We start from the raw sequence: 12,450 nt of genomic DNA, 5'->3' as shown, positions 1-12,450 counted from the left end.
TTTGTTACTTTACTTTTTTCTTTTTAAACTTGCTTAATACTTCATAAACGATTGGAACAATAAGAAGTGTTAATAATGTTGAACTTGTTAATCCACCAATTACTGTTACACCAAGTCCTTTAGAAATTAAGCCGCTACCTTCAAATCCTAATGCGAGCGGGATAAGAGCACCGATTGTTGCAATTGCAGTCATTAAAATCGGGCGAAGGCGTGTTGCACCAGCTTCTAATAAAGCTTCACGTGTTGATAGACCTTCATTTTCTTTATGAATAACGCGGTCGATAAGCACGATTGCGTTTGTTACAACGATACCGATTAACATAAGGGCACCGATCATTGCAGAGACACTTAACGTTTCACCAGAGATTAATAAGGCAACAAGGGCTCCAATGATTGTAAATGGTAGCGAGAATAAAATTGCGAATGGTGCAAGAGCACCGCCAAATGTCACGACAAGAACGAAGTATACAATAGCAATCGCAGCTAACATCGCTAAGCCAAGTTGCTTGAATGATTCTTCAATATCTTTTGTAACGCCTCCCATAGAAACATCTACGCCAGAAGGAAGATCCATTTTATCTACTTCTTTTTGAACCGCGGCGGATGCTTTTGAAACGTCATCAGATGTTAGTTTTGTACTTACTTCCGCATAAACACGGCCATCGCGGTGCTTCACTGTATTCGAAGTTTCTCCTTCTTTTACAGTCATCACATCTTTTACAGCCACTTCACTACCAAGCGGGGTTGTAATTTTACGATTTGTTAAGTCATCGATTGTTTCATAATTTTGTTTTTCAGCTTCTACATATACATTGATATCTTTACCGTCTTTTTTAATTGTTGTCAGAACAGGGCGATCATGTTGATTAGAAAGTCCCATTCCAATTTGTGCAGCCGTTAGACCCATTTTACTTAGCTTTTCCTGATCTGCGACTAAAGTGTATTCTGCGTATGTTTTTGCAATACTAGAGTCTATATCTTTTAAGTCTTTGTTTTTCTTCATTATGTTTTGAATATCTTTTACGACAGGCTTAATGTCTTCTGAGCTATCTCCGTAAACGTATAACTTGATTTCGTTACTACCGCCACTTGCTCCGAAGTCTTGGTTTTTCCATTCGCCTTTTCCAGACATTTTCTGTAAATCTTTAACGACTTGTTCTTTCTCTTTTTCGAAGTTTTTCGTGTCGTTATCATATTGTACGAAGAACATTGCCTGATTTGATTGACCAGGACTCATTGGGTTTTCGCCACCTAATGAGAATTGAATTGTTTTGACGTCTTTATTATCTTGGAAGTGCTTCTCAGCTTTCGTTGCAATTTTTTCAACGTCTTCTAACGTTTGACCTGGTTCAGGGTTGTACGTTGCAATAATCATTTTTTCTTCTTCAGATGGTAAGAAACTTACACCGATAATTGGAACAAGTGCAAGACTACCAACTAATAGAAGGACAGCAATACTTGATGTGATGATTTTATGATTTAAAGCCCATGCAAGTATACGTTTATAACCGTTTGCTAATTTACTTGGTTTTTCTTCATGATGTACTTCTTTTTCTCTCATGCTCTCTTTTTTAAATAAAGAATGAGCTAGCATCGGTACGATTGTAACTGCTACTAGTAACGATGCTAATAAAGCGAAGACGATAGTTAAGGCGAATGGTAAGAACATTTCACCAATCATACCTTTTACTAGTCCAAGCGGTAAAAATACAGCAATTGTTACAATGGTAGAAGACATAATCGGAATAAACATTTCTTTCGTAGCTTCACGAATTAAATCTTTCCCGCGTAGTTTCTCTCCTGATAACGACATACGTCGGTAAATATTTTCAATAACAACAATGGAGTCATCCACAACGCGCCCGATAGCGACTGTCATTGCTCCGAGTGTCATAATGTTAAGTGTAATATCCATTTGCTTTATGACTAATACAGCAATTAATAAAGAAAGTGGTATGGAAACGACAGAGATTAATGTTGTTCGGATATTTCGTAGGAACAGCATAATAATAACAATCGCAAAAATAGCACCAAAAATGGCTTTGCTCAGCATTGTTTCTACTGATTTCTCAATAGGTGCACCTTGGTCGAATGTTGAAATAATCTCTAAGTCTTTATATTTTTTCTCAAGTTCTTTTACTTTATCTTTCACTGCATTTACAACATCAACTGTGTTGGCGTCAGCAGCTTTGACAATTTGAATTCCAATTGCTTCTTTTCCATTTGTTCGAGAAATAGATTCTGCTTTTCCGACTTCCTTAATGTCAGCAATTTCGTCTAATGTAACTGTCGGAATCCCGTTCATAGCAGCTGGATTCATTTGTGGCATTTGTGCACCAGCTCCAGCAGTTTGACTACCTTGACCGCTTGCTGATGAAGGAACAGCAGGGATTTTTAATTCTTTTAATGCTTTCATTGTTGTAATATTTCCATCTACAACAACTGATTTTTCTGTGTCTTTAAATGTATATAGGCCAAGTGGTAAAGATACGTCCGATCCTTTAATTACATTTTTTACAGTATCTTCACTTAAACCTAATTCTTTCATCTTATCTTTTTTAAAGACAAGTTGTACTTCATCTACTTGTTGACCTGAAATTTGAACAGATGCGACTCCATCAAGTCCTTTTAATCCTGGCACAACATTTTTTTCTACATTTTCAGTTAAGGTAGCTAAAGATTCATTTTTACTTGCTACGCTTAATGAAATAACAGGAAAGGCATTGAAGTTTACACGTGAAACTTTCGGGTCCTTTACGCCTTCTGGCAGTTTCACATTTGCGAGAGCTTCTTTTATTTCTGTTTCAGCCTTTTCCATATTTTTATCAAAATCATATTCTACCTGAATAGAAGATGCATTTTGAAAAGATGATGAACTAACAACGTTTACACCACTTAAATTTTGCAGTTGCTCTTCCATCGGTTTTGAAACTTTATCAGCTACTTCTTCTGGTGTAGCACCAGGATAAACCGTGGTTACTGTTACAACAGGTGTTGTAATATCAGGAATTGTTTCCAGCTTCATATTCAGCCCAGAATAAATACCTGCAATGGTAACGATAATGGTTAGTAGCCAAACTGCGAACTTATTTTTTAACGAAAAATTAATAATTTTGTTCATGTTTGCGCTCCCTTTGTATTATATTGACCAACTGGTCAGTCTAATACATAATATAACTGACTGATTGGTCAGCCGTCAATGAAAAGGGATGGTATAATACATTCATAATAAGATGCGAGATTAAATTTAGGAGAGACATGATATGAAAGAAAAAGAGCGCTTAATTATAGAGATGGCTATGAAGTTATTTGCGACTAAGGGTGTAAATGCGACATCGGTGCAGGAAATTGTGACAGCTTGTGGCATATCTAAGGGAGCCTTTTATTTATACTTTAAATCAAAAGAGGAACTTTTATTAGCGACACTTCGATATTACTATGACAAGATTCAAAATAAAATGATGGATATTGAAAAAGAGTCGTTATTGCCACGTGAAAAATTTGCAAAACAATTGCATTGCCAGTTTAATGATATACAAAAGCATAAAGAATTTATTATTATGCATGCAAGGGAAAATGCGATTCCTTTTAATAAAGAAGTAGAAGAATTTATGATGCGGATGAAGTTAGAGTCTCACGCATTTTATCGGAATAGTTTACTGTCTATCTATGGTGATAAGGTTATGCCATATTTATTAGATTTAGTCATTATGGTAGAAGGCATATGCCGTGGATATTTAGAACTAATTATTTTACAAGCGCCAGAAATAGACTTATCTTACGTCTCTGCTTTTATTTTGAAAAGAGTAGACGATTTAGTAGATGGATTGGTAGAATCTTCAGAAGAACCTGTGTTACATGAAGAAAAGCTTGGAGAATTTCTTTGTAAATCAGAGCTTATTAAGGAACAGGTTAAGGAACATTTTTTAAAAGAAATTATTGTGTTTAAACGTACTTTAGCGGATCAATTAGAAAATGATGAATTACTTGTTACATTAGATGTTTTAGAGGCGGAGATGAGATTGTCTAATCCAAGAATTCCGGTCATTAGAGGAATGTTAGCAAATTTAGAGACATATTCGGAATTAAAAGAATTTAAATTGCGACTTATGGGATATTACAATATAAAAAATTCTTAATAAAAACAAGCAAAAAACTCCTTGTCCATACAAGGAGTTTTTTTAAGATAAGACTACTTACTATTTTGAGACCACTCTTCAACATCCCAAACTTTTGTGATCCAATCTTCATAGAAGTCTGGTTCGTGACATACAAGAAGAATTGTTCCTTTATATGCTTTCATAGCCTTCTTAAGTTCCGCTTTTGCTGTAACATCAAGATGGTTTGTCGGCTCGTCAAATAGTAGCCAGTTACTTTCTTCACCCATTAGTTTACATAAACGAACTTTTGCTTGTTCTCCACCACTTAATTGACTTAATGGACGAGAAATATGTTCATTTTTTAATCCGCATTTTGCTAACATCGCACGAATTTGATGTTGGTCTAGGCCAGGGAATGTATTCCATACATCATCAATTGGTGTTATATTGTCAGCTTTAACTTCTTGCTCAAAGTATGCAGGCTCTAAGAAGTCACCAAGGCTTGTTTTACCGCTTAAAGGTTTAATTTTACCTAAGATTGTTTTTAGTAACGTGGATTTACCAACACCGTTACATCCAACAATGGCAATTTTTTCACCACGTTCGATCGTCATTGATAACTTTGGTAGTAGCGGATGTGTATATCCGATTTCTACATTTTCACCTTCAAAGACGAAGCGACTACTTGCACGACTTTCTTTAAATGAGAATTCCGGTTTAATTGCTGTTTCTGGGCGATCAATAAGCTCCATACGATCAAGTTGTTTTTGACGACTCTTTGCACGACCTGTCGTTGAATAACGAGCTTTATTCTTTGCAATGAAGTCCTCTTGCTTTTTGATAAACTCACGTTGTTTTTCATAAGCATTTATATGTTGATTTTTATTGATTTCTGCTAGCTCTAGGAATTTTTCATATGTTGCTGTATAACGCGTCATTTTTGTGAATTCTAGATGGAAAATAACATCAACACATTTATTCATAAATTCCGTATCATGGGAAATCAACAGGAACGCATGTGGGTATTCTTTTAAATAATTCGTTAACCAATGAATATGTTCAACGTCTAAATAGTTGGTAGGTTCATCAAGTAATAATACTTCTGGTTGTTCAAGTAATAGCTTTGCAAGCAATACCTTTGTACGTTGTCCACCACTTAGTGCTGAAACATCACGATCTAAACCAATTGCATCAATTCCAAGACCACGTGCAGCCTCTTCAATTTTCATATCTAGTAAATAGAAACCACCTGCTTCAAGTGCATCTTGTATTTCTGCCATTTGCTCAAGAAGTTCTTCTAGTTCTTCTGGTGTAGCAGTTCCCATTTTTTCTGTAACTTCATTTAAAGCTTTTTCCTTTTCAAATAGCGGTAAAAATGCATCCGCTAGTACGTCACGAATTGTACGTCCAGGTGTTAAAACCGTATGTTGGTCTAAGTAACCGTAATGTGTGCCCGGTGTCCATTCTACACGACCTTGGTCATGAATAAGCTGACCAGTAATGATATTCATGAATGTTGATTTACCAACACCGTTTGCACCAACTAATCCAACGTGCTCACCTGCTAGTAATCGCATAGATACATCTTTAAATAATGTACGATCGCCAAATGTATGTCCTAATTTTTCAACTGTTAATAAGCTCATAGTATCCTCCGTCCAACTTGAAATAGTACCTTGAATCATGATACTAAATTCTTTCATATAATGCCATCATTTCAAAATGTATATATTTTCAAAATAAGCTAATGTACGAATGTTTATTGCTCATTTCCCAAACTTTTATGGTCCAAATGCAGAAAACACACTTGTCCATCATACATTAAAAGGAATACTTGCAAATAAAATGTCTAGCTTTATTGGAGGTAAAAAGATTGTCCGTGAATATAGTTTTACACCAGATGGTGCAAAAGCAATAGTTGAATTAGCTTCACATGATGAGGCCTATGGACAAAATTGGAACATATCAGGTTATGGTGCCATTACAGGTGAGGAATTGATTGAACACATACGAGAATTAACGTGATATACCAAATGAGTAATAACTGTAAAGAGAGGAATAATCCAGTTCTTTGGTCTGTTTGATAAGCAGATCAATGAATTTGTGGAAATACTATATTTGACGGAAAAACCAGTTGTATTAAGTGGAGAGAAGTACGAGAAATATATTGGGGTTGTACCTAGAACCTTTTATTATGAAGGGGAATTGTATATAAGTAAAAAAACAAGCTTCTATTTACAATTTAGAAGCTTGCCTTGTTATTGTTTATCTACCTAGCTTTTTATTTACAAACCCTAAAATTAATCCACGTATTTGTGGATCAATTGCAAGGCCAATAATGCCATACAATATACCAGTAAGTACTAAAGCTACTAGTGGTGGTAAGCTAATTAATACTGTGCGATATATTGCATAACTAATTATAAATGCTAGTGTATTGAATATTATTCCTTTGAATAGCAATGAAAATCCTTTACGAACGAATAATGAAAATCCGATTAATAATGTAATCTCAGTAAGGATAGCAGCTACAGCAGCTCCCATCATTCCAAATTGGCTACCTAATATGATGTAACTTATGATAGCAACAGCTAATCCAATTGCCATAGTTGTCGCACGTTTCCATTGTTGACCAGCTGTTGTTAAATTATCAGCAAGCGGATAGTTGATAGATTGTAAAATGACCATAAAGGCTAAAATTGCAAGTGCATTACCAGCTGGCGCATATTTTTCACCTAATAGAGTTACAATCCAAAAACTTGGATCGGCAATAAACGGGATAGAAATTCCCATCCCTAAGAAAGACATAAGCTTTAATTCGAATTGAGATAGCTTTCTATGTTCATCAATATTATTTTCGTTTCCAAAAGCAAACAATTTTGGATAGAAGGCTGCTGCAATTACACCAGGTATTTGGTAAAGTACAGCAGGTATTTTATAGGCAGCCCCAAAGAATCCAACTTGTGCTTTCGTTGAAACTTTTTCTAAGATAATAGGACCTAACTGCGGTAAAAGCATAATGATAACGCCATTGACTGTGAAAATAAGTAATTGATCTAAAATGCCTTTATTCCAACCCTTATGAATTGTTGTATAGCGGATTGTCATTATAAAGGCAATGACTCCTGTTATAAGGCTAGATATTCCATACATAGCAGCAACCATCATAAGTGACCATTTAAATGACATCCCTAGCAGAAGAGCGGCTGCGGCCGTCACACCTTGTAGTACAGAAATAATCGCTGTGAATTGCATACGCTCTGTTACTTGGAAATAGGCCATCCCAACCCCTTGTAAAGTAGCTCCAAACATGGTTGGTAGTACGACCCAATATACCATGGCACGTAAGTAAGCATCAGTGTAGAAGAACTGAGCGAAAATGGCGAAGAGCACAGAAATTACGATAGCTAATACTAAACGAATTCGTAAATAACTGCTTATTAATACGCTAATGTTAGCGTTGCTTCTTGTTCCTTCACGCATAAACGTATGTGTCAAACCTGCATCCGTAAAATAGCAAATGACAGCGGAAACTGCTAATGCAACTGTAAACATCCCGTACTCATCTGGTGAAACATATCTTGCAAAGAGAATTGTTGCAATAGCCAGTACAAAACGAACAGTAATGTTTCCTACAAAGAGGTAGGATGCGTTTTTTAGAATTTTATTTGTTTTCATGAGAAAAGACCTTTCTATTCTTTAGGACCCGGTTAGCTTGTCCTATTTGTAAATTTGATTTGTTCACAGAAAGAGAGAGTATAGTTATATTTTCAGTTTAAGAAAACAGAAATTTAATTCGTACAAACCAAAGCATTGCATATAGTTTTTTACTACGCTTTCCATTCTTTGAATAGATTTTACGGCAATATTTCTTGATATCTTTTTTGATTAATTGAACTTGTGATTTATCTAATTGAGAGTTTCCCTTAATATATATACAAGCGTTATTGATGACTGTATAAGGGAATAAATAAGTCTCAAGAATCTCAATAAGTGACTGAGGGTCTTTTGTAATGAAATCTTGAGATTTGTTATGTACCCAGTCCTTCATACGATTGAATACTTCCAGCTCTTTTGTTGTTTTTAATTCATAATCTTTATACTTAGAAGAAAGATTCCCTTCTGATAAGATTCTATAATAAGTTAAGTATTCATCGACATAACATACATTTGTCACACTCATAAGTTTAAATAAAAACTCCAAATCTTCGCCCCAACTACATCCTGGTGTAAAACGAATGTTATGATCCATTACGATGGCTCGTTTGAAAATCCAAGTACTTGTTTGAGCAACAACTTGATGTGTTAGGAATGCTTTTGACATATCGCCTTTAATAAAATTTGTTGTATGTTCAACCTTCTCGCCTGTTTCTTCGTAGAAATTCATATAACCACAATAGCACGCGTCCATGTTGTTTTTATGTATACTTTTGACTTGCTTCTCAATTTTAGTTGGATGCCATAAGTCATCACTATCAAGGAAAGCAATATATTCTCCACTAGCGTTTTCAATTCCTGTATTACGAGCTACCGAAACGCCTTGGTTTTTTTGATGAACGTATTTTACTTGACCTGGGTATTTTTCAGCAAGATTTTTTACGATAGAAGGTGATTGATCTTTACTTCCATCATCTACAATTACAATTTCGATATTTTTATATGTTTGATCTAGTATTGACTGCATCGTCTCTTCAATATATTTCTCTGCATTGTATAGAGGGATAACAACTGAGACAAGCTGGTTTTGTTTCATCATAGAATTTTAACTCCTCAAATTTTTATGTTTTTAAATTAACTCATTTTATAAGGAATAAGATTAAAAGAATATCTGTATAAGTTTACCGCATATAAACTTTGTAAATCAACTTTATGTATATAATAATTATTATTAAAGGTATAGAAGTTAGATATGAAAGGTGGTTATAATAGAGAGATGTGTTGTAATAAAAGGGAGGAAACTTTAGAATGTTACAAAAGTATATGCGAAGACCTGAATTGATAATATTGGGTATTATTCTAGTTATTGGCCTAATCTTTCGGTTAATGACTTTAAAAACATATGGTAGTGATTTGACACTTGGTAGCGATGACTTAATGTATCAAAAAAATGCCGTGAATTTTTTGGAAACTGGTATGTTAACGTATCATGATCCGACAAAACCAACTATTCATATCATGCCTGGACAAGTATTTTTATTAGCGGGCATATTTTTCATATTCGGACATGGAAGTTTAGGTGTTTTATGTGCAAAATTAGTTATGATAGCTTTTGGTATTTTAAGTATTTATATGACTTATAAGATTGGTACATATATTTTAAATCCGGCGGTAGGATTGATTGCTGCATTGTTATTAGCTCTATATCCACCTGAAGTGGTGGTGGAGAACTTAACGTTGACAGAAAGTCCTTATCTCTTTCTATCACTAGGGCTGTTATATTGGAGCTTAAAGTTAGCAGATACGCATTCAATGAAAGATTTTTATATTATTTTATTATTCTACTTTGTAACACTATATTTCAGGGTACAAATCGCTTTATATCCAATTCTATTATTTATATATCTTGTAGCAAAACGCTATCCGGCTCGTTTAATGGTAAAGCAAGCCCTTATTAGTGTATTGGTACTATTTGTTGTACTTGGTCCTTGGTGGGCACGTAACTATGTTCAGTTTAACAAGTTTATTCCGCTTACAGCTGGTTCAGGTAATCCTTTACTACTTGGCACATATCAAGGTGAAGGTTATCCATCTGGGAAAAGTGTGGAAGAAATCGATGCAGAAATCTTTGCAAAATATCCAGGTATAGAAGCGCATGAGTTAATGGCGAAGCAGCAAGAAGTAGCGATGGACCGTATTAAGGAATGGTGGCATACAGATAAAGCGTCAATGATAAAGAGTTATTTAATTTTAAAACCACAAATTTTCTGGGAAAAAGCATATTATTATCCAGGCACCACAATTAGTATTTTTGATATATCTGGAGAAGATATGAAGAAGATTTATGACACAATTAAAACAGGCTTCATAATTTGTTCTATCCTAGCATTTGCATTCTGTTGGAGAAGGTGGAGAGAGTATTCATTCTTATGGATAAATGTTTTATTCCAAACCTTTTTCAATAGCTTATACTTTGCATATGATCGATATGCGCTCCCATTGATGCCAATGCTATTTATAATGATAGGTGTAGGTATTGTCGCAACTGTTATGAGGATTAGCAGGCCATTTCTAAAGTAAGTAAATAATCTCATTAAATCTATCAAAGAATTTACATTTAAATGGTATATAAAAATGACCTACTTTCTATTTTAGAAAGTAGGTCATTTTTAATTATGCATCGTGTAAAGAATCATTTTGTTCTTTATTATTTAATTTTTGTTTTAGCAACGCATAATCTTGTGTCAATGTTACAAGTTGGTGATGCTGTTTAGAAACCTTACGAGTTAAATCAAAAATTAAAATAAAGCAGAATAAAAGTCCGAACAGGAATAAAACAGATGGTGGGTATTCTACGTGCAATAGCTTCCCAATCCAATTTATAATCTTATCTGTAGAGCTTAAAATCGCCATTGCGATACAAACAAAAATCCAAAGAATGGCGTATTTTGTTTCTAAAGTTCCTTTACGTATCGAGTTAATAATCAGGAAAAATAATAATAGAATAAAGATGAATGAAAAGGTAATTATGGGCATGGATTATCAACCTTTCACAATTTTTTGCATTAATATAGCCAAGCTGACTTTAATCATGTAATATGCAGACTTTAACGGTGTAATAGAAGATTGTCCACCTTGTCTCTCTTGCATATTTACAGATATTTCTTTAATGCGAAGACTTTTCTTTTTTAAGTGAATGAGTACTTCGGGTTCTGGATAATCTTTCGGATAATTTTGTGCGAAAATTTCAATTACCTTGCGATTAATAGAACGATAACCAGATGTTGGATCCATAAATGTTTGTTTTGTTAGTAATTTTAGTAGGGCAGTAAAATAAAATATTCCAATTCTTCTTGAAAGACTGCCTTTATATGCGGTTTTTTCCGTAAATCGAGACCCTAGTACCATATCACATTGATCTTCAGCTATAGGTTGGATGATTTTATATAAATCATCGGGGTTATGCTGTCCATCAGCATCAAATTGAATAGCGATATCATAACTATTTTCATAAGCATACTTATATCCAGTCTGTACAGCTGATCCAATTCCTAAATTATAAGGTAGATTTACAAGATGGACTGGGAATGTTGTAACAATTTCAGATGTTTTATCCATAGATCCATCATTAATTACACAAATATCTAATCCTACAAAATGTTCTTTTAATTCTAAAAGTCTTGTTAATGTATCTGCAATCGCTTCCTCTTCATTGTAAGCGGGAATAATAATCAAGGTTTTAGGTATTACAATTGGTACTTCAACAGACATATTGCACCATCCTTTACAAATAATAGGCATCATTCTTGTTTAGTAAACATTATCTACTATACCACTAATAGTATAAAAAAATAAAGGACAAGTTAGTGGGGGATTTTAAGAATAGACGTTATGCTTAGATAGCTATATGTAACTTATAATTTAATTTGTAATAAAAAAGCACAGGTGAAGATAAAAGAATGCTTACCTGTGCTAAATAACATTATATATTCCAAGGTTTATTTAAAGTTAAAACCTCAGCCATTTCTTTACTTTTTAAACGTCCTTTTTTTCTATTTTCCGCGCGTTCTAAACCGGTTGTGTGTAACCAATGTTCTTCCTGAGTTTCAGGAAGTACTTGTGGTACGGACGAAGGTTTTCCATCTTTTATTGCCACAAATGTAATGAAGCAAGTAGCAGCAATTCTACGCTCGCCTGCTAATAAATTTTCTGCGATTACTTTTACGAAAACTTCCATTGAAGATTTCCCTGTATAACATACAAATGCTTCATAACAAACAGAATCAGCTTGGTGAATTGGAGTTAAAAAATCAACTGAATCAATAGATGCTGTTACGCAATGTTTACGACTATGTCTTGCAGCCGCAATTGAAGCAATACTATCAATTTCTGCTAATAATTTCCCTCCAAAAAGTGTTTGGTGATTATTTAAATCGTTAGGAAAAACACGTGTTGTTTTAATTGCTTTAGATTCTCGCATGAATTTCTTTTCCATATATTCAGCCCCTATAGTCTGTTTTCAATCAGAATAATATGTGTAAGTGGATTACTCATATTAGATATTTAATAAAGTAAAGCGTATTCCAAAAGAGGATTATTTAAACTTCTGTATTTGTATTCATGTAACTGAAAGAAAATTTATTTTATCTAAAATGTAGTGTAAAAGAGGATTCGCTTACATTGCAAGCAAAAA

General features: G+C 34.2%; 9 protein-coding genes and 1 pseudogene. 3 read left to right on the top strand and 7 right to left on the bottom strand.

Going from position 1 to position 12,450, the window contains the following annotated elements:
• Nucleotides 1–4 precede the first annotated feature (4 nt).
• Entirely contained in the window at nt 5–3,121 is a 3,117-nt protein-coding gene (locus NLJ82_RS26805; protein ID WP_001033532.1) for an efflux RND transporter permease subunit, read from the bottom strand.
• Nucleotides 3,122–3,263: 142 nt separating this feature from the next.
• Between NLJ82_RS26805 and NLJ82_RS26800 the strand changes: the two genes are divergently transcribed.
• Entirely contained in the window at nt 3,264–4,139 is an 876-nt protein-coding gene (locus NLJ82_RS26800; RefSeq protein WP_000659611.1) for a TetR/AcrR family transcriptional regulator, read from the top strand.
• A 53-nt stretch (nt 4,140–4,192) separates the two neighbouring features.
• On the opposite strand, the gene NLJ82_RS26795 is transcribed toward NLJ82_RS26800, so the two are convergent.
• Nucleotides 4,193–5,746 (bottom strand): ABC-F family ATP-binding cassette domain-containing protein, encoded by a 1,554-nt coding sequence (locus NLJ82_RS26795; RefSeq protein WP_000055410.1) that lies wholly within the window; start codon nt 5,744–5,746, stop codon nt 4,193–4,195.
• A 97-nt stretch (nt 5,747–5,843) separates the two neighbouring features.
• Between NLJ82_RS26795 and NLJ82_RS26790 the strand changes: the two are divergent.
• Nucleotides 5,844–6,377 (top strand): annotated as a pseudogene (locus tag NLJ82_RS26790) (Rossmann-fold NAD(P)-binding domain-containing protein); the annotation flags it as partial.
• Here the strand turns inward: NLJ82_RS26790 and NLJ82_RS26785 are convergent.
• Both NLJ82_RS26785 and NLJ82_RS26780 read right to left on the bottom strand, forming a co-directional pair.
• Entirely contained in the window at nt 6,366–7,778 is a 1,413-nt protein-coding gene (locus tag NLJ82_RS26785) for an oligosaccharide flippase family protein (RefSeq protein ID WP_000856141.1), read from the bottom strand. The pseudogene NLJ82_RS26790 and the gene NLJ82_RS26785 sit on opposite strands and share 12 nt — an antisense overlap.
• Nucleotides 7,779–7,875: 97 nt before the next feature.
• The gene (locus NLJ82_RS26780) at nt 7,876–8,856 is read right to left on the bottom strand and encodes a glycosyltransferase family 2 protein (protein ID WP_000977628.1); all 981 of its coding nucleotides are present in this window, start codon (nt 8,854–8,856) and stop codon (nt 7,876–7,878) included.
• Between the two features lie 209 nt (nt 8,857–9,065).
• On the opposite strand from NLJ82_RS26780, the gene NLJ82_RS26775 reads away from it, so the two are divergent.
• On the top strand, nt 9,066–10,337 hold the full coding sequence (locus tag NLJ82_RS26775; protein ID WP_000939654.1) for a glycosyltransferase family 39 protein: 1,272 nt from the start codon (nt 9,066–9,068) through the stop codon (nt 10,335–10,337).
• Nucleotides 10,338–10,430: 93 nt separating this feature from the next.
• Here the strand turns inward: NLJ82_RS26775 and NLJ82_RS26770 are convergent, their stop codons facing one another.
• The 3 genes from NLJ82_RS26770 to NLJ82_RS26760 all read right to left on the bottom strand — a co-directional run bounded on the left by NLJ82_RS26770 (nt 10,431) and on the right by NLJ82_RS26760 (nt 12,252).
• Nucleotides 10,431–10,793, bottom strand: a complete 363-nt coding sequence (locus NLJ82_RS26770) for a DUF2304 domain-containing protein (protein ID WP_001121766.1) — start codon at nt 10,791–10,793, stop codon at nt 10,431–10,433.
• 6 nt (nt 10,794–10,799) lie between these two features.
• A complete protein-coding gene (locus tag NLJ82_RS26765) occupies nt 10,800–11,528 on the bottom strand; it encodes a glycosyltransferase family 2 protein (protein ID WP_000110208.1) in 729 nt (242 codons plus the stop codon).
• Between the two features lie 211 nt (nt 11,529–11,739).
• Nucleotides 11,740–12,252 carry an acyl-CoA thioesterase gene (locus NLJ82_RS26760; protein ID WP_000412125.1) on the bottom strand — a complete coding sequence of 171 codons (513 nt, stop codon included), beginning with the start codon at nt 12,250–12,252 and terminating at the stop codon, nt 11,740–11,742.
• Nucleotides 12,253–12,450: the final 198 nt, after the last annotated feature.

Origin of the sequence: Bacillus paranthracis, assembly GCF_024296885.1 — a bacterium.
GTDB lineage: Bacteria > Bacillota > Bacilli > Bacillales > Bacillaceae_G > Bacillus_A > Bacillus_A paranthracis.
The sequence above is the reverse complement of the archived record's forward strand: the minus strand, read 5'-3'. Positions and strand labels throughout refer to the sequence as shown.